This is a genomic window from Lacrimispora xylanolytica (genome assembly GCF_026723765.1).
GTDB classification, from domain to species: Bacteria; Bacillota; Clostridia; order Lachnospirales; family Lachnospiraceae; genus Lacrimispora; species Lacrimispora xylanolytica.
The window spans coordinates 26115-47039 of record NZ_CP113524.1 but is presented as its reverse complement, the minus strand read 5'-3'; the positions used below and the strand labels follow the sequence as shown (position 1 = coordinate 47039).

Genomic DNA, 20925 nt, shown 5'->3' with positions numbered 1-20925 from the left:
CCAAATGGTCTCTTGAAGTCTCCCAGATCTTTATACTAGTTTTTCAACATATTTTACGTAAGACAAGGAGTTTTTTTAGTTATGCACTGTTATACCACATTTGAAGAAACTAATCCACAATGCAGCAAAAAGCATTCCACATTCGGATTTACCTCAAAATCTGTTTTGATTCCAACACGAAGAGGAGGTGCCGAATACTATGAATGCTGAAATCGCGTTTTTCAAGGGGTCTAAGATAGCTGAAACAGGACTGGAAGAAGATGAAAAGCAGTTTCTTGAATTTTTAGTCGGCTTAATCTACAAGACAAAGGAAGAATGTCCCAAAGCTTTATTTATACTTCCAGACAGTCAGGCTCTTTTAAAGCCTTATTACTGGAACGGCATGGGGCGCATCAGCAGTCTGGAAGCCATAGAGGCGGTGGGTACCTGCTGGGATCTTACCTGTTCTGTTACCAAAAGCTTAAAAGCCTTTGATGCCTCCGGAGGACACAGAGAAAAGCTCAGGCTCTGCGCCATGTTCTACCCGGAAAAGATAACCCTGACAAAATTTCTGCAGCAATGCCAGAGACTGATAAAAGAAAATATTTCATTCTCTGTAGGCACACCCGGTGACCCTGAAAACCTGGAAGCGATCCGCCAGCTTCGAAGCCGCCTGTCCATGGAAATCCATGTATTCATTGAATCCTTAGAGGGATTTGGAATCATCTATTCCCAGGAGGAAGAACTCTCCTTTCGCTCCATTGACCCCTATTTTAAAGTGAAAGGCTCCAAAAATTTTGAGCAGCGATTTAAAGAACAAGGTATGGAGATGAATGAGGAACCTTGTGAGATTTTTGGAAAATTTCCCTTGTTTCGTATTCCGAAACGGATTCGGGCCTTTTTTATACCAGGGGATGAGATACCAGTTTCTGAATTTGAACAGGAAGATTCCAACTATCTTATAAAGCTTAAGGAGCTTAAGGAGTCAGCTCCTCTTTATCTCATTACCTCTCAGCCATATAAGGAAGCAGCCAGGAATTTTACCTTTCTTTTCCCACTGCTTTCCGGTGGTATTTTTGCCGGTGGTTCCCACATTCTTTCCATCAAGAAAGGCCGGCTTCCACGGAGGGAACAATATGTTTCTATGGACCCGGATCTCTTAACGTTCTTAAAAGAAAAACAGGCGGAATACGGCTGTCAGATAAGAATCTTAGAGCACGAAGACATGATTTACCGTCTTACCATGGAGAAACCTTTCAGCCGCGTCTGGAGAGATGCAGAGCAGGAAGCTTTTGCTGCCGAAATACCAAAAGAGAGCTTTCGCTGTTATGTGGAGCAAAACTGTTTTCATATCGTATCCGCTAATGCCGATACGGAGCGAGGCATAGCACTCATTCGCCAATGGTTTACCATAAGCTCAGAAGATTATGATATTTTATCAGATCTATAACACGAAAAAAGCAAAGGAGCACCCCCACTGCCCCTTTGCTTTTTCTATATTCTTAACAATTTCCTTTTGCAAAATCTGCAAGAACCTTATTGAATTCATCCTTCTGATCATAAAAAGATGCATGACCGCTGAACTCAAAAGGCAGTAAAGTGGAACTTTTGATATACTGATTTTGAATCTCACCTAATTCAAAGGGAACCACCTTATCATGAATTCCATGAATGATTAAAGTTGGAACCGTAATTTCATTTAAATCCTGAAACAGAACTTCCTCAATCCATGTCTTTTCAATCGCTGCTGTAGCCCAGCCAGCTGCCTGAAGGCCAAGCTGAAAGAACCACTGTGAAAATGGATAGGTAATCAGCTTGAAAAAGAAAAGGTTACCAAAGCTGTTAAGCATGTTAGGACGGTCCTCATAAGTTTCCTGAATCATATTTAAGATAGTTTCCTTATCCGCTCCATAAGGAAAATCAGGACGTTTGATCAGACTGGGAGCCGCTGCTGCTGCCAAAACCAATCTGGAAACCCCATGTTGTTTATGTCTTGCCATATAACGGACGGCAATGGAACCTCCTGTAGAGTGTCCCACTAATGTAATATCCTTTAGTCCCAGTGCATCAATGACACATTTCACATCGTCTGCCAGTCGGTCGTAATCGTATCCGCAAAACGGCTTATCCGAATCTCCAAACCCTCTGGTATCAATTCCGATACACCGAAATCCCATGCATGGAAGCACATTAAACTGATACTCGAACAGTTTATGGCTTCCTGGCCAACCATGAAGGAACAAGATTGTATCCTTGCAGTCCGGGTTTAAATCTTCTACGTAAATATTTACATTGTCTTGTACCGTAACATAATATCCCATAATATCAATTCTCTATATCTTTTGGTTTATTCTATTCCTTCTAATCTTCCATGGTTCGCTTATTTGCAATAAAAAAAGGCCATCACATGAGGGACGGCCTTTTTTGACTGACGGCGGCTATTCTTACTCCATCTCATTTCAGCCTACAAAAAAGCCGAAACCCTGATATCAGGTTTCGGCTTCTCATTACGTTCCCGAGGTGATTTGAACACCCGGCCTACCGCTTAGGAGGCGGTCGCTCTATCCAGCTGAGCTACGGAAACATCCCTGTATCACAGCAGATGCTGCTACACAGTGCACTAATTATTATATTAACAATTGTCCTTTTCGTCAAGACATAACTTCTATTATTCTACTTTCTCCTTAAAATTCACGATGCCCTGCATCCAGATCTGTCCTTTAAACCGGCGACCGATCTCAGGAGTTCCCACCAGATCCTTTTTGGCGATTCCAACGTGGAAAATAAGATCGCTGCACTCTAAGGTAAAGTCATAGACCTCTTCCTCTGTAATCTTATTTTTCTTCTCATCAATCTTTATGATTTCGCCGATAATGGAGTACTGATCGCATTCCACACCGCAAGGCATAAAGCAGGAATCAATGATGGAATAAAGGTCTTCCTTCATAGCCCTTCTGGAAGCCTGAGAATATAGATCAATATCTTCTATGGTCAGGGTCTCCATGGCATCCTCATCCCCATTTTTTGCAGCCTCTAAAAGAGTGTTCCGGTCCTTGGCCGCAACCCTAGCCTTTTCTCTCTGTATCTCCGTTTTTTGAATGGGAAGAAGGATCTTTCCGCTGACGGACAGACCGGAAAGACACGTGTCCTTTGTATCCATGGAGTGATGATCTATCATACGCTCTCTGCATTCAAGGGAATTGTCTATATAAAAAATCAGGGATATACCAACTTTATATTCATCCAAAAGACCGGCATAAGTCTCCCGTTCCGTATGACGCTGTATGGAACAGGGCACGTTTGATGTCATGTCACTGGTTTTTAAATAAGGATAATAGTAGCTTCTGCAAAAATGACCTTCCCGGTCCATCTCTCCGAAAATGGCAATTCCCATTCCTGGTGCCACTTCCTTGCGAAGCTCACATAAATTGGATTCTTCGTCAATCTGAATCCGTTTTAAATCGGATAAGTCTTCACAGAGCTGATCCAGTAGTTTCTCTATGTCCCGGTCCTTCTCATAAAGGCTAAAACCAATGGTTCTTAAGAATTTGTGCATAGAATCATCACCTGCTTTCTGTTTTACTAAGATAATTTTCAGGAAAACAATAAGGCGAAGAACACTCCGCCTCAAGTCTTATCGCTTATTATATACCAAAACCATTCACATTGCCAGTAAAATTTTCTGGATGATGCCGGGATTTATACGATTCCCTGGGCCATCATGGCATCTACTACCTTTTCAAAGCCTGCGATATTGGCTCCAGCCACGTAATTTCCCTTTACGCCATAGCGTTCAGCGGCATCCGCAGCCTTCTGGTAAATGTTCACCATAATCTGATGAAGCTTTTCGTCCACCTCTTCAAAGGTCCAGGAAAGTCTCTGGCTGTTCTGAGACATCTCAAGGGCTGAGGTCGCAACACCACCGGCGTTGGCAGCCTTACCTGGCATGAAGTACATTTCATTTTCCAGGAAGAAATCTGTAGCTTCTCTGGTGGATGGCATGTTAGCTCCCTCTGCAACTGCAAAGCAGCCATTCTTCTTTAATGTCTTCGCATCCTCTAAGTCAAGCTCATTCTGCGTCGCACATGGAAGAGCGATGTCACAGGGGATGGTCCAGATGCCTTTTCCTTCTGTAAATACGGCAGTCTTAACCACATCCGTATATTCCTTAATGCGTCCTCTGCGTACTTCCTTGATTTCCTTTACCAGATCAAGGTTAATTCCGTCCTTATCGTAAATATATCCGCTGGAATCGCTTAAAGCAACCACTACCGCTCCCAGCTGCTCTGCCTTCTCTGCCGCATAGATCGCTACGTTTCCGGAACCGGAAATCACTACGCTTTTCCCCTTTAAATCTTTTCCGTTGTGCTTAAGCATCTCATCAAGGATGTAGACTAATCCGTATCCAGTTGCCTGTGTACGTACCAGGGAGCCGCCGTAGTTCAGTCCTTTTCCTGTGAGAACGCCTTCATATAGACCGGTCAGTCTCTTATACTGTCCGTAGAGGAAGCCGATCTCTCTTGCTCCTACGCCAATATCTCCGGCTGGGACATCCTGATCTGCTCCGATGTATTTGGATAATTCGGTCATGAAACTCTGGCAGAACGCCATGACCTCACGGTCAGATTTTCCTTTGGGATCAAAGTTGGAACCACCTTTTCCTCCTCCGATTGGAAGACCGGTTAAAGAATTTTTAAAAACCTGTTCAAAGCCCAAGAACTTTAAAATGCCCTGATTTACCGATGGATGAAGGCGCAGACCTCCTTTGTAGGGACCAATTGCACTGTTGAACTGAACCCGGTATCCTTTGTTTACCTGTACATTTCCCTGGTCATCAACCCACGGCACACGGAAGGATATGATTCTTTCCGGTTCAACAATACGCTCCAATAATCCCAGCTTACGATACTTCTCTTCATTGGCATCAATCACCAGTCTGAGAGAATCAAGTACCTCTTTTACCGCCTGATGGAATTCTGCCTCCCCTGGGTTCTGTTTCACGACTCTGTCATAGACCTCATCCACGTATGACATAATTTTCTTTCCTCCTTGGATTATTATATACTTCTACAGCTTAATAAAATGAAGCTTCCAAAAAAAGGCAAAAAGAGACCAGAACTCTCATAGTTCCGGCCCCTTTGCCTGTTCACTGCTTGAAAGAAATTATAGCAAGTTAATTTAATAAAGTCAAGAACAGGTTTTGCTTAATTATTCTCCTTTTCCTTTTTCTTTTTCGTAAGCGCTGCATAGAGAGCCAGCATAAATCCCGACAGGGTCACCATTACATTTCCTGCATTATTTTTACGTTCTCCTGTCTTTGGAAGCCTTGCAAGTGGTACATTTCCATCATCTACCTGTATGAGCTGATCTGCACTCTCATTGGTCGGAAGATTGGCCAGCGGCACGGGATCAGGCACAATGGTAACCGTTGGGCTGTTTGGGCCGGTTGGATTTGAACTGCCTCCATTGTCACTTCCGCCGCCGCTTATCCTCTCATCCTGAATGGAAATGGTGAAACGATTGATACCGTCTAAGGTTACAGGCGGTATGTTGTTGTTGATGTAGTAACCGGAAGGCGCCTTTGTTTCTATAAAGGTATAGGTATCCATTGGAAGCCGCTTTACCATAAACTGCCCGTCATCCCCCGTAACAATGGTTCCGGCAGCCGCTTTATCCGGTGTATAGCCGGAGAAGGATCCCTGATACAGCATGACATATCTGCCATCAGATGCCTTTAGCTGGAACTCAGCTCCCTTAAGCCTTAGATCTGCCAATACTGCATTGGTTTTGATTATGGTAATGGCTGACGGCATATTTTCCACTGGTCCTTCCGTCTTTGTTAACAGGCCGGAGGTGGTGTAGAGAACCTCTTTTTGGCTGCTTCCAATGGTAAACTCCCTGGTCCATGGCTGAGTCCCAAGAACATAACCATCCGGGGCTTTTGTTTCTGTCAGCCGATAGGTTCCGTAAGGCAGGTTCTCAATGGCTCCCTTTCCCTGAAGGGTGAAGGTAATGGTATTTCCCTTTACCCCGTTCTTATCCCAAACAGCTCCCTGAGACGCAGCCAGATTTCTGTAGCTGTCCCAGGCACCCGGCACCAGAGTTTCCAGACTGGTAAGGGTAAATTCTGCTCCATTAAGCCGGATTCCCTTTTCCTCGCTGTCTACCTTTTCAAGCTCCATTCTTCCGGTGCTGATCTGATTGGTCACAAACAGTTCTGACGACTTATCGCTGGATACGGAAACCTTTCCGTCCGGATTTTTTAACACGGTTATGGTTCCATCCTTATTCACCCGGATATAGAAGGGCTCCAAGGAATCGTACCGGTCTGTGGCAATTTCTTTTAACTGATAATCTCCATGCTTTAAGCCCAGCTTTATGATTCCGTCTTCCCCAGTGGTAAATATTCCGGTTCCTGAGTCATCGTCTGAATGGAACCGTTCTGCTCCAAACAGGGAAAGGATTCCCCCGTCTTCGTATTTTCCCGGTCCCAGAATGCGAAACTGCATTCCGCTGATGCTCCATCCCAGATTATCCACTTTCCTTAGCTGGATTTCAAATTCTGCCCGCTCATTTACAATGATATTGTTATTTCCTAAATCGGCTTCCCGTTTGGCATCTGACAGGGTAAAATCTATCTCTGTCTTTCCGCTTAAGCTTAAATAACCTTCCGGGGCTTTCTCCTCTTTCAAGGTATACGTTCCAAAAGGAAGCCCTTTTAAGGATACGTGACCGTCCACCGTTGTAAACTGCAGCTTACCTTCCCCTGCCGTTAAATCACTGATTCCCATAGAAAGAAGTTCATCCTGACTCTGTTTTTCTAAAATGGAGATAAAGTCATTCCACGCTCCCTCTACCTGGACTTTCTTTACCGTCACAGAGAACCGGGCTTCTTTTAGCTTCTCGCCAGTCTCTTTGTCTGTCTTATCAAATACAAGTGCTCCGGTACCGTAATGATTGATGATGAAATCATTTCCGTCTGAACGTACCGTGACTGCCTCACTGTCTTCCTTTAAGGTGACAGAATAGACGTTGTCACTTCGTTCATAGCCCGCCGGGGCGTCTTTCTCTGCTACATAATAGATGCCAAGGGGCAGCATATCTGATTCTCCGACTCCATCGGTTCCAGTGGTAATTGTACCTTTTAATGTTTTTAAATCCTGATCAGAGTAGATTTCAAAGACTGCTCCTGAAAGCTTCCTGTCATGGTCGTGGGCAGCCGTCTTTAACAGCCTGATTCTGGCCTCGCTCCTCACATCATATATCACCACTGTTTCCCGGTTGCCGGATGATAGTACCGTAATTTTTGTATCACCCGCCAGTGAATAATTGGCTGGGGCTTTTGTTTCCTTTAAGGTGTATTCTCCTGGTGGCAGACGCTTAATTGTGACCGTTCCGTCCTCTCCCGTAATAAAGCGAGTGGTGCTATCTTCATTTTCTCTTACACCAGCATAAGAAAGGGCTTCATTAAGGCTCACATAGGTTCCATCTTGTGTAACAAGGGTAAATTCTGCGCCAGAGAGAACTTTTTTCGTGACCTCATCCTGCTTTTCAATCTTTAATACATGAGGTTCATTTACAATTCCATCTTCCCCTGTCAGGCTTAAGCCCTCAGGGCTTTCCAGCTTAAATTCTCTTCTCCACTCCTTACCTGGTTCCAGAATATAGCCATCGGGTGCCTTTGTTTCCTGTAACGTGTAGCTTCCATAAGGAATCTGAGTCAGAGTTCCGGTTCCTTTTTTATCAGTGCCGGTCACCTGATAACGGATAAAGAGTCCGCCCTCGTCTTCCCCTGATATCACATGAGACACACCAAGACCTGTAATATGCTTTTGGTAGGTCTTAAATGCTCCCGGAATCAAGGAGGATCCCCTAAGCTCAAATTCTGCTCCAGCTACTGGCTGATGAGTTTCCCCATCCAGCTTTTCAATGATAAGAGGTGCTGTCTTTATGGTGTTTTCTACGGACAGGTTGATTTCCTTCTGCTTGGAATTTAGAAGGGTAAGCTCTTTTCTTATGTCAGAGCCCAGAATGGAAACGTCACCATTGGCAGCGATTCTCACATAGAAGGGTTCTATGGATTCATACCCCTCCTTGGTAAACTCCTTAATCTGATAATCTCCATAAGGAAGATTCCAGGTTATAAGCCCTTCCTGATTCGTTTCTTTCACCTCATATCCGGTGTTCGTACTATCCTTAATCACGAGACGGTCCCTGGAAAATGGAATAAAGGATTTACTCTCATACGTTCCAGGCCCTTCAATGGCAAAGGATATACCCTCTACCTGTTGGTTGCCTGTGTTATCAGTCTTTCGCAAGGTCAGACTGTAACCGGTCCTTGCATTGGTGATCTTGTTGTCAGAGATTTCAGGAAGTGTTACTTCCTGCCCATCTTTTGTAATCTTAAAGTCCAGATCTTTCACTTTCTTTGTGATGTCATAGCCTTCCGGTACCCGGGTTTCAGATAAGGTGTAGGAGCCATAAGGAATTCCTGTCAGGGAAACAGCTCCTGTCAGTGTTTCAAATTCCAGTCCCTGGTCTGTTTCCTCTGCCTTAGCCACTCCCATTGCATTCTGGCTTTCTATCACAGCGGCTGTAAATGCCTTCCAGGCAAATTCCGGCACGTCACCCTGCTTCTTTAACAGGAATGCGGCTCCCGGTAAACCTTTTCCAGTGGCCTCATCGATCTTATTAAAGGTGAGTGATCCATTTTTATAGGCATTCTTAACCGTAACAACGCTGGGAATCGGGTTCTCCTCTGTCTTAAATTCCTTGCTTCTAAGAACCCATGCTTTCTGATTCGCTACCTGATAGGATTTCATAAGCTCCATATCAGGAGATGTGGCACGCTCCTTCTCATACCCCTCAGGCACCCCATCTTCCGCAACGATGTAGTTTCGGTAATAGAATAAGTCTCCTGCCTGGAAGAGGGCTTCCTCGTCTTTTAAAGCCGTATTTCCTTCTGCTGCGGGAGCACCCAGCGCCTTCACATCTGTAATTCCGGTCCTTTCAAGCTCAGCCAGCTCTTCATTGGTAAATGGTCCGTAAACGCTAAAGTGCACGCCCTCCACTGGATTTCCATAGGAATCCGTCTTTTTCACCTTTACATTGCGGTATGGCACAAAGCCGATATCCTTGGTGGTATCATACTCCCCAGAGGTGGACCATAAGAAGAAGTCTTCGGATGTGTAACCCGCTTTTCCTTCCTTAAAATTGCTGTCAAGGCTCTCCGCGTAATTACTGCCGCCCTCCTTTAAGGATGAGGGCAGTCTGGATCTTCCAGCCTCTCCATTCTCTCCATTTGATGTCATAAATGGTTTTGATAGTTTTAATATCAGGTCTTCATAACCCGCCGGCATTGCGCCTGTGGTCACCCGAATCCTGTAGTGAGCCGGATCATCGCCCTTCAGCTTTGATACATTTAACGCCTGGTTTTGATACCAGCTGCTTTCTTCTGCCTGTGTAAATTGGGTTCCCAGGATTCCAAAGGGTTTGGCAGGAGTCAGTCCCCCAAAGGTAAATCTGGCATCTGAGCCTGCTGCCCCGGTCACCTCGTCGTCTCCGTTCTTACTGTACTTGATTATGGCTACATTAAAATAGCCAGATGTCAGTACGGGCAGAAGATCCGTAAGCAGATGATCCTTTTCAGGATTCTTATTTTGCAGTCCGCTGTTGTTTTCATCAATAAAGATACGGCCGGACACCTTTACATCTCCAGGCACTAAGAGCACCTGTGTGGCGTTGCTGTTTTGAATCTGTCCGGTTGCCTTCTCATTTCCAGTCGAACCGCCTTCTCTATAGCTGTAGGTAAGAGCAAAATCATTGACCGCATATCCATATGCAACTTCTTCCAGCTCTTTTGCCGCTTTATACGGTACCGTTGTTTTGTATACGATTACCAGGTTCTCCCCTGGGGCCAGGTAAAAGTCATTGTCAGTAATCTTTAACCGGAACGCAGATGGATCGCTGCTGCTGCCAGACCAGAAACCATTGCTATTGTCATTTATGACTCCATTTTTAGCTGTCTTCACCGTATTTTTATTGTCAAATGGTTCATTGGAATAAGACAGCTGGTAATTAAAGTCCTCAACCTTTCGTCCTGGATTGCTTTCATCCTTTTGATTTTCAATGGAAATGGACTGGATGTTTTCAAATTTCAGCCTGTAGTCACTCAAACGGTTATTGCTGTCTGCATTTAAATCTCCCTTGGCAGGAAGAATATCCATAAGCTGCAGCTTGGAAACGTAGTTGGTCGTGGAATCGTTGTTTATGGTCAAGCGGTATAATACAGAACCATCATTCGAAGAATCGCCGTCTCCATCAATGGTCTTTGCCGTTCTTCCTGCTGTGGTGCCTGACACAAATCTCGTATCTAAGTTACCTTTGACCTCCTTAAAAAGTCTGAGTCCTGTTCCAGTGCTCATGAAGTTCTCTGCAGAATCGGATACGTACCCATAAGAGCGGTATTTTTCATCTGGTAGGAGAACGCCCCCTGGTAAGTCAGCACTTGGCCACTGATCCCCTGAATTGGTTTCCACCATAAAGGAGGCACCTGTCTTATTTAAGGAAAATGGGGGCTGAAGCACATCACTGGTAACATAAAGCTTATTTAAAATATTCTTTCCATAGCTGACAATGTTTCCTGCCACCTTAGCCTGAACCTCTACGGTAACCCGTTCATTCTGCTTTAGCTCTCCGTTTAGAAGTATAAACAGGGTCTCCTGTCCGGTAAGGGCATCCACCTTTTTCACGGTCTTTTCAATGCCAACTCCGGAAGGCCCACTTACAATACGGACTGCCTTTAAGATTCGGTCTTCCCCTTCGGATTCCCCTGAAACAGTAACCCCTTCCGGTATATGGTCAATGAGTACCGGTTTTCTTAATGGGACGATGTCAGGATCATTGCTCTTTGTCACATTTTTCACGGTCAGGGTGTAGGTTAAAATGTCATTTGCCTGAACCTCTTTCATAGGAGTGACATTCTTCTCCGCGGTTATGACAGGTGCCTTGCTTTGGGTAATCGGAATGTTTACGAAAGAAGTCTGCTCTTTCTTTTTTATCTCCTGGCTCAATGTGCCTTTTCCATCCCATTCCCGGTAGCTCATCACTGCATCTGCCTGGTTATTGATATACTTGATCTCTTCCTTATAGCTGCCGTCAGACAGCTTTGCATCCTGCCGGAACAGTTTAGCCGTAACCTCCACACTTCCCGGTGTGAAATCCTGGCCCAGAAGGTATTTGTGGTCGGTTGAATTCTTTAAGGTATCATCCCGGTAGCTGATCTGGAAGGACTTCACATTCTTTCCGCTTACGGGACGGATGAGGGCGATTTCACCGTCGCCGGATACCTTTACGCTTTGTACGCTTCCCACCTGGCTGCCCTTAAAATCGTAGAAGGCTACATCTGCCATAATGGTGCCTGTTTTTCCTCCCTTAATCCGGTTCTGCTCCGTAGCTTTCCCCAGCTTTATGGAAGTTATGGTGTACTTTTCATTGGTATATTCAGATTCAGGAAGAACACTCTTTCCGGCATTTAGCATGGTAAGCCCCCGGTCCTTTATCACGAACCCATCAAGTGGAATGGTGTTTGTAACACGGGTCGTCAGGGTATAGGTTACGGTCTGGCCGTCATTCCACCATAAATCCTTTAAAGACGTGGTGAGCGATGTTTTTTCCATAGCCAGCTCTGTTTTCTGCTTAACATTGGTAAATTCAAGTGCCTGAGGTGTTTTTCCCTTTTCTATGGTCACCTCTTTCTTTAAAATGGTTCTGTCATCATCCCGGTTTATGATATAGCCCTTCTGATTTTCCTGAACCTCTGTTTCTTCTACCTCATACGTTCCGGGAAGAAGCAGTATACTGGTTCCGGCTTCACCATAAGGAACAAGCATCTGGTCTCCCACCTGTTTCCCGGTTTTCTTATCTGTTACCTTTATGATGGCACTTATAGAAGAATCCGGGTTATCCTGTCTGTTAATATCATTTTTAAATACCTTAAGAGGCAGTGCCTCCTGGTTATGGGCCTTGAACTCATATACCCCTGGCAGAACCGTATTTTCATCCGCCAGTACATAAAGCTCCAGGCCGTTGATGGTCTCGCCATTCTTGTTTACATCTGTAAGAATGGGCTTAATCAGTCCTTTGCTTCCTTCAAAGGTATCCATACGATACGTTAAGAATCCATGCTCCCTCTCCTTAGCCTCGTAAATGGCGTAAGACTCCGATGGTTCCATGGAAAGCCCAAGGAAGGAAATGGCTCCATTCTTGTCTGTAACTCCCGCGGTCACATAGTTCCATTCTCCAGTAGAAGACTTTTTATAAAGCTCGAAGGAAATGCCGGGCTTTAATGTTTCTGTATCTCCCATACCACTTAACTTTGTAATTTTTAAGTCTACACCGCTCTTATTGGGCATGGTGATTTCTGTGGTCTTCCCCGTTTCTGCAAGAAGCCCTCCTTCCGGATAAGCAGTTGTTATGCCAATGTAACCGGCTGGTGCGCTTGCTTCCTTGATATAATACTGTCCGTCATGGTAAAGCTTTGTGGAGAAGATGATCTCATAGATACCGCTCTGGCCGACTTCCACAAAATCTCCTACTTTATTCTGAAACTCAGGGTCTGCATATAGCTGGAAGCTTCCTCCGGTCAGTTTCTTTGACGGATCATCTCCATTTACCTTTGTTAACAATACCTTTGCTTTTGCATACTGGTTCTTCACGGTTACTGAGACAGGATTTTTTGAGGTAAAATCAGCTCCTCCTCCTGCCTGGAAGTATCCATCTCCAGTGGGAGTTCCATTCTCAATGCCATTCTCCTTAGAAATGCTCCAGTCTGGCTGCTCCTGCTCCTTTAAGTAATAGGCACCTCCTTCCGGATTTTGAGGGAGTAATACTTTCTGACTTCCGGTATAATAACCGTCTTTTGCTGTAAACTGGTTGATTTTAACCTGAACTGGTGTTCCGGTTTCATCAAGCACCTGATGGTACCCGTTGTTATAATAAGTGTAAACATCAAACACAATCTGAGCCGGAAGTTTATCTTCTAAGTTTCCATCTTTCAGGAAGCCTTCTCCAAACTCCAGGTTCTTTGTAATGGTAAGCTCTGCTTTTTTCCTGTTGGCAATGGAAACTTCTGTATGCTTATAAGCAGCACCCATGTCTCCAGTCACTGCCACTACCACAGGAGTCGTTTCTTTTGTATAGCCTTCTGGTGCCTTAACCTCCGTGATCCGATACCAGCCTGGTTCACAGTTCTTTAACAAATAGGAGCCGTCGCCCTGGTCTATGAGCGCACCTGCTGCCTGGATAAAGCCCTGAACTGGCTTTTGATATCCGGGGTCCTCCACATTGGATAGCTGTCCCTGGGAATAGTCAATTCCTGACCGGAACTTCATGTATTCCAAATGGAAGGAGGCACCCTTTAAGCTGGAATCACTGATTTCTGTTTCTCCATCCGTTTTTCGGATGGTTAGGTCAGAAAGCCTTGGATTTTTAACGCTTAAGGTGGATACATTTCCCGTTACACTGCCATCTACCGGCCATAAAGCCACCTGCTCCCCGTCTGCTTTTGGTGCGTAGCCTACATAAAACTTCTGAGGTTCAAAATAGCTGCCTGTAACAATCTGGGAAGCACTATTACTTAAATCTTCCTTCAGTAAGGTATAGGGGCCGCTTTCAAGTCCGGTAAACCTGGCAATGAATCTGCCATCCTCCTCCTTTTTCACAGTGGCATTTACCGTTGCCCCATTGTCTTTTTTAATGGTAAAGCCGATTCCACTAAAGCCATCCGGCTTTTCCCCGTTCCAAGTAGTCTTTTCAATGGTAAGGTTTGGTTTTTCCGGGTTATAAACATTTACCGTAAGGGGTGAGCTTCCTACCGTAAAATAGCGGTAAAGCCCGGCCTGCCCATTGTACATGTTGATATAAGTGTCAGCCAGCTTACCAGGAAGAATCTCCCTGATTCGGTAATGACCGGAGGAAAGCCCCCCCGGGACCACTACGCGTCCGTCATTTCCTGTTGTATACGTCTGAAGCTTCACATATTCGTATCCGGTATCCTTCCACTGATACTTCCATAGCTCCATCTGTACTCCGGAAAGTGGGGTTCTGGTTATGTTCATACCGTCAAGAGCATCGTCTGTTTTTCCAAACGTACTGGTATCTGGTACATAGCCGTATTTTACAAGGGTCACCGGATATTCTGAGGAGAGAATATTCATGAGACGGTGGCTGTTATCCTTTGTCTTATCCCAGAAATACTGAGTATCAATAAAATCCTTATCCTTTTCTACCGTAGCCGTTAAATAGTGAAGAGTTGGGTCAAGACGGACCTTGGACGGAGCATAGATTTCTTCCAGGGCAAACTCTGCCTGAAGCTGATGCTTCTCCTCATTTACTTTAAATAAATCGTCACGGTATAAATTCTTTTCTTCCAGCTTTTTCTTTAAGGTATCAAAATTAATAATTTTTGATAATCCGTAGCCGGTTTTATAGGCTCCGTCTGATTCCAGCCCTGTTTCAATCACATCAACAGGAATCAGCTTTTCTTTTGTTTCCGGGTCTAAGAGCCATATCTGGAACTTTGCTCCTCCAAGAAGGGTAGGCTCTCCTGTTTTTGTTTCATCCTTTAGCCATTTATTAAGGGCTATCTGGAAATGATACCGGGAAAGCCCGCCTGGGCCATCTCCGTGGATATTAGTAATTTTTGCAATACGGTTATTCCTGCCGTTCTCATAGGTATGGCGGATTGCCTCCCAGCCTTGATACCCTCCATCCTTTGGTACGAAAACACCAACGATCTGGGGGCCATTTGGCAGAACGTATCCAACCGCTGCCTCATCCTCTACCAGCCAGTATACCTTTCCTGCTTCCAGGATACCAGTATCAAACTCCCCGTCAGCCCTGGCTCCTGTTTTTGGATCAATTCTGGTTCCGCTTTCGTAATGGTCCACAGCTTCAAATCTACCCTTATCCTGTAAATCCTTTAACTGTATGGAGGCAAGTGACTTGGTATCATCAAGCATCTTATACAGAGTGAATTTGGCTCCATTTACTTTCTCCTGCCAATGAGGTATTCCATTAGGCCAGACTCCGGCACAGACCTTTAATACGTTAAACTGAACCCATGACCGGTAATTATAAAGGGGGCTGGTGTTTTGAACCAGGGAATCTGTGGTATTATTTAAATCCTTTCCCGTATACCGGATGGCGTTGTAGACAGATTCCAGATCCCTTACATTCAGGGTCTTTATTGGCTCGCCGTTTTCCAGTGGAAGCGGCTTTTTATCTCCCATGTTAAGGTCAAAGGAAAGACCTGTTTCCTGTCTGTCCGGTACCTTTACCTCTGCAACAAAATACGTATCATTCCGGTTGATGTCCTGGAACGTGGCAATTCCATCATAGGGATTGGTGGTCTCTGTTGTTACGTAATCCGCAAGTCCCGGATTCGAAGCATTCACCTTATAAAGAGCCAGCTTTACATTGCCAAGGATACGGTTATAGGGATAAAACTGGTCATTCCAGCTATCCTGCCAGTATTTCTGAGTCCGTATGGTAAGCTTTGGTTCATTTTTAATGATAAGCTCATTCCCGCCTGCCACACCATTTTCCGTGGTAATGACGGTTCCTTCTTTTAAATAGGTGTTAATCACCTGGTAAGACTGAAGATATCCAGCTGGTGGTGATATTTCAGCAATGACATAAGAGATTCTGCTGCCGTTGTCATCAAAGATTCTTAAGGCACTGCTGTCAAAGATTACCTGACCGTTTCCATCGCTGGTCTTTTGCTGAATGGCTTTCTGAATGCTGTTTTCCCAGTCATTTTCGTTAAATTCATTCCGGTTAAAGATGCCAAGAACCGCACCCTTTACTACCGTGCCCTTAAGTGCATCCTTTTTTGTCACCTTGACTCTTCCAAGATTCTGGTAGTTTTCAAAAGGCTGGCCGTTGAAATTAAGATCCATCTTCTTTTCGTTTGCTGTCACGGCTGCTGCTATGGTAAATGGACCGTAATAAATCTGGGATTCTCTAATTTCATATCCGTTATAAATACCATCTCTTTGTTGGGAAAGAAGGAAACGGGGGTTGATGATTCCTCCTGGTACGGATTCCTTAAAGTAATATGTCCCAGGTGCTACGGGCTGATATTGGTTGGATACCAAAGAACTGCTTCCACTTGGGAGCACTGCCTGGTGAAAGCCGTTTCCATCCTTTGTATAAGCCTCAAAGGATATGGAAACATTGCTTGTGGTGGTACCGTCAGCCTGATGAAGTATCTTCTTTAATCTGACTTCTTTGTAAGGCTTATTATAAATCTTTTTTAAGGGCTTTGAGGTGGAGAACCAGCCATCCAGCAAATTCTTAGTCACTGGTCCATTTGGCGTTGTTATGGTGCTGGTTTCCTCTTTCACAAAGTTTTTAGGAGCTTCTGTTTCCTCAACCACATATGTGGTGCCAGGATCCAGTAATATAAATTTTCCGCCCTGAGTTATGGCTCCTGAATATACTTCCTGACCATTATCCTGTCTGGTTATTTTAAATTTAGCACTGATGCTTGCTTTGTTGTTTGTGATGTCATACTTATAGAACCAGTAAGGAACCTTCTGAGGAACATTACAGGCGCTTACACTGGTATCCTGCTCCCGGCTAAGCTCAAAGGGTCCAATCACCGGCTGCTTGCTGCCATCGATATAAGCTTCCATCATTTTCTCAGGGTCATCCGATTCCAGACGGGCACCTGTTGATACTTCGTACCAGTAATACTTCTTTGTAACATCAAGGCCTTTGACGGTAATGGCACCATTTCCATCTGTGGTATAAATGGTTCCATTGTTAACTTCAAAAAGGCCTCCCCCATTTTTCTCTGAGGAATAAAGCTTAAAGCGGTAATTCTGTTTAGAAGCATTCTTATTTAAAGTTCCATTGCTGTTAATGGTCCAAACCGTTTTATTAAGCTTTAAGGTTCCACCCTTGTTGTTCTTTACCTCCAGCTCATTTGTTTTAAGTGGAGTCAGGGTAAATTCTTTATAGAGATAGGTCTTTCCAGAAATTATCTCCTGGGTAAAACCATCCTCTGGCCGGTTTCCATTGGAATATCCATCTGGTACCAACTCCACCAGACGATATTTTACCTTTAAGCCATCCTTTCCCATCACAGGGAGATTTACATTAAACTGGCTGTTTCCGTCAAGGGAATAGGTAGTCTTTGATCCGATGGTCACTTTTTCCCATTTGCTGCTTTCTGTAAATTTCTCAATCCAGAACTTATCAATAAAATCACTTTGAAAGCCTGACGGAACCGGAATATAAGAACCGCTGTTATTCTGTACCAGCTTTGTCACGTTCACCCGGCCCTCATTTAAGGTATTGATGATGGTGTTATCTCCTTCTGTTACACGAGAAATCTCTCCAGCCTTTACCGTTACCGGATAGTCCCTGGAATCCAGAATATAGCCATTGGCGCTTTTTTCCCGGACAACATAATCACCAGGTGATACTGGCTTAAACTGGACAAATCCATTGCTATCGGATTTTACTGTTTTCACCTCTGAAAAGGAACCGTCGGATTTCTTTTCAAGCAAGGAGAATTCTGCCCCTTCCAGGCCAGTTAAACGAGGTTCACTGGTATTCCCATTTCCCCACATCTGGGCCTTTTTATAAAATTCTATGGAGCCCTTTCCAATGACCCCATTGACCACAGTAACTTCTTCCCGTTCTCCTTCCTTTAAGCTAAGCTCTATGTTGTTATCCGTTACGAAGGACTTATCACCTTTTTTCGCCCTGGCAAATGCAGTGCCTGCAGGCATTTTATCTTCCCGGATGATATAGGTGCCAGGATCGACCTGAATCTCAATATATCCCCGGTCAGAGGTTGCATAGCTACCTTCTTCTCCCGGTTCCACGGACGGATTTACCAAAATGCTCTTTGAATCTATTTTCTTCCCATTTGAATCAATGACCGTGTAATTTTCATAAGGCGTTTCCTTACCGGAACCATCCAGAGAATAAATCTGAAATCCAGCCATACCAGGATACTCCTGCTCCATGGATAGACCATAATCTCTGATGGTACCTACCCCTTCGTCAATCTGCTTTTTAATGCGGATGACTGCCGGACGGTTGACCTCATGAATCTTAACATCTGCGTGGGAATCTTCCCGAACCAAGTTTCCGGTTCCAAGCTTCGCATATTCCAGCTGGGCTTTGTTTGTTATGGTAAAGACAGACGAATCTGAAATTCTGGAATCGTTGTACTTTAACAAAAACGGCTCATAAGGATAGCGGGCAGTTACCAGATAAGAGCTATAGGTCGGTGCCTGATTGGATACGTAAATATGGTCGGCTCCATTTTGCCCCTGGGTCTTATACTGGGAAATGGATATGGAACCATCTTCCTGGCTTATGGTCTCAAGCTTTGATCCATCGGCCCAAACGCCAGTGACTTTTATTGGTTTCATGGCCTCCGGCACTCCCTCAGTCTTTATGGACAGAGAGTCTGTGATCTTATAAGAATCCTTTTCAAATCCGGTTCGCCCGTAGGTCTGATAAATAGTTCCCCCCGGCTGTCTTGAGATGTCACCAGAGCTGCCCTTCATACCGACTTCAATAAGATAGGTGATATCTACATACAGTGGCGTCCCATTATCATCCCGCACCACCACATAGGAATTATCATTGGGGTAAACCCGCTTTTTAATATGCCAGCTGTCATCAGATACGAGACGAAGGGAGGTGTCCCCCGGCTGCTCCCCATAAGTCGTTGTCTCAATGCTTCCTGGATAGGTAATATTTTCTTTATCTGTTTTGTCTGCCACCTTTACCTTGGCATAAAAAACCACGCTGTCCTCCGGCAATGTAAAAGCTTCGCCTTCCGCCCGCTCTCCATTTCCGTCGATCCAGGCGTTGATGGTGATGCTGTCAAGCTTTCCGGGCACTATTTCACTCTTATCATTTCCTACATGAATTTCATAAACGCTTTGGCCATTCCCCTGAGATATCAGGGTGACCTTTCCAGCCTTTTCTTCTAAATGAATCCCTTCCGGAACCGTAAATTCTATCCTGGCATCCTCATAAAGGTCAAAAAGAGATAGCTTTCCACCGGCAGCATACTCATAAACAGGAGCAGTCTGCATGGCGTAGGTCAAGGTATAGCTGTATATGATTCCTGCCTTAATAGCACCTGACTGGCTCTGGGTAAGATGAAGCTCCACCACGTTCTTCTTATCCTCAGCATCCGGACCGTAATAGGAAAGCGCTGTCTCATAAGGTGTCAGCTTAACCTCACTGTTGATTTCGGAGCTTAAGGTGGTGATCCCAAAGCTTCTGACCACAAGATCAAAGGTGGTTTCATTAAAAAATGAAAACAGAGAGGTATCTTCCTTTATTCCCATGAGAGATTCCCGCTCCTTATCAGATAAGGATCTGTCACCCAGGGAAATGATATCTGCTCCATCAAACACCTGTGGGTCTGCCTCAGCCTGAGAAGCTGTGGCAATGTCAGGTCTGGACTCAAGCAGAACCGGGAGCTGGTGTTTTGAAATGGATACAGTAAGCCCGCTCTTATCTGCTGCTTCGTTAGAATCCTTCCCTGCTTCACGGCGCTCTGCTTGTTTTTCAGAGTCATTTCCCTGCTTCAACGCAGTATCACCGGAAAATCCTTTTTCAGCTTCTGATTTAGGATTCTCTGAATCAGTTTTATGGGAATTGGATACGTTGCTTTTATTTCCTGTATTCTTTGTTTCGCTGCCTTCTGAATTACTGTTATTCGTTTCGTTATTTTTTGTTCCGTTGTCTTTTGTTCCGATATTTTTAGTTTCCGCATTTTGTGTCTGCGTATCTTGTGTGTCTGTACTTTGTGTGTCTGTGTTTTTTGTTTCTATATTCTGTGTGTCTGTATTCTGTGCTTCTGTATTCTGGGTCTCTGTGTCTTGTGTTTCCGAGTTTTGTGTTTCGGTATTTTGTGTTTCCGTATTTTGTGTCCCCGTACCGGTAGTTTCACCACTTTGTTCCTGTCCGGTTTTCCCTGTAACCGTCTGAGAAGCATTTGAGCCAGCCCCACCGGAGGCATTAACGGGTTCAGGGCTTACAGGCTTTACCCCGTCTGGATCCGTTTCATTCTCACCCACCACAGCAAATTCACTGATGGAGGCTTCTGTAATGGTTATATCCTCTCCAGTGATTCTAAGCCTGAACTGACACTCCCTGTCTTTGTATCCATTAACGCCAATCACCTGAACATTTTTTAGGGCAGCTTCCTGGCTGATTCTGTCTGATGGGTCAAAGTCAGAAAATGGATCTCCCCCCAAAGTGTCGGACACCACCACCAGATACATGGCTTTCCCCACTTTTCTCTGAAGAATCAGAGTTTTTCCCTCCAGCTCTTCATATATCTTTTCTATGACAAGATCTTTCTGTTCCCCTTCAAAAGGAACCTGGTCTTCGTTAAATTCCGGCCTGCGGTCGGAATCTTTCTTAAGTACTTTTAAAATGGCTGACTGGGTGACAGTTACATCGATCACCTTTCTGGCCTCGGCTGGTGTTGCCTCTGACGGTGACGCCAGATCTGCGCTTGATGGCGTAGCGGTTGTATGTAAGCTGCGCTCTGCTCCGTATGAAGTCATTGCTCCCAGCTGAGATACATTACCACTTACAATAGCAGCGGTGAGTAACCAGGCAACCGCTCTCTTTAAGCGGCTTGCTCTTCTTCTGATATTTTTCATATCATACCTCCACTTCCCCGTTTTCCATAAGAAACGGTATTATTTATCAGACAAATATCTTAATTTTATATCAATAATTAAAGTATATAAAAACCTGGTTACATGGTGGTTATTTTTTCCATTTTTTCCATTTCACACTTATATTTTCTATTAATTTTTTTCTAAGGGAAAACGAATTGTAAACCATTAATAACTTTTAAGTTGACAATCATTTTCTCCTATGTTAACATTC

Annotated in this window: 5 protein-coding genes and 1 tRNA gene; 1 reads left to right on the top strand and 5 read right to left on the bottom strand. The window is 44.5% G+C overall.

Features of this window, described 5'->3' with window-relative positions; genetic code table 11:
* Window positions 1-199 precede the first annotated feature (199 nt).
* Window positions 200-1429 carry a hypothetical protein gene (locus OW255_RS00155; protein ID WP_024837868.1) on the top strand — a complete coding sequence of 410 codons (1230 nt, stop codon included), beginning with the start codon at window positions 200-202 and terminating at the stop codon, window positions 1427-1429.
* 52 nt (window positions 1430-1481) lie between these two features.
* On the opposite strand, the gene OW255_RS00150 is transcribed toward OW255_RS00155, so the two are convergent.
* From OW255_RS00150 to OW255_RS00130, 5 genes are all read right to left on the bottom strand, one after another.
* A complete protein-coding gene (locus tag OW255_RS00150) occupies window positions 1482-2300 on the bottom strand; it encodes an alpha/beta fold hydrolase (protein WP_024837869.1) in 819 nt (272 codons plus the stop codon).
* Between the two features lie 189 nt (window positions 2301-2489).
* A tRNA-Arg gene (locus OW255_RS00145) sits at window positions 2490-2563 on the bottom strand.
* Between the two features lie 84 nt (window positions 2564-2647).
* Window positions 2648-3535 carry a DUF3881 family protein gene (locus OW255_RS00140; protein WP_024837870.1) on the bottom strand — a complete coding sequence of 296 codons (888 nt, stop codon included), beginning with the start codon at window positions 3533-3535 and terminating at the stop codon, window positions 2648-2650.
* Window positions 3536-3678: 143 nt separating this feature from the next.
* Window positions 3679-5013: an NADP-specific glutamate dehydrogenase gene (gene gdhA / locus OW255_RS00135; protein ID WP_268115224.1), complete on the bottom strand. Its 1335-nt coding sequence runs from the start codon at window positions 5011-5013 to the stop codon at window positions 3679-3681.
* 170 nt (window positions 5014-5183) lie between these two features.
* Complete coding sequence (locus OW255_RS00130) at window positions 5184-20693, bottom strand: doubled motif LPXTG anchor domain-containing protein (protein WP_268115223.1); 15510 nt, start codon at window positions 20691-20693, stop codon at window positions 5184-5186.
* Window positions 20694-20925 lie beyond the last annotated feature (232 nt).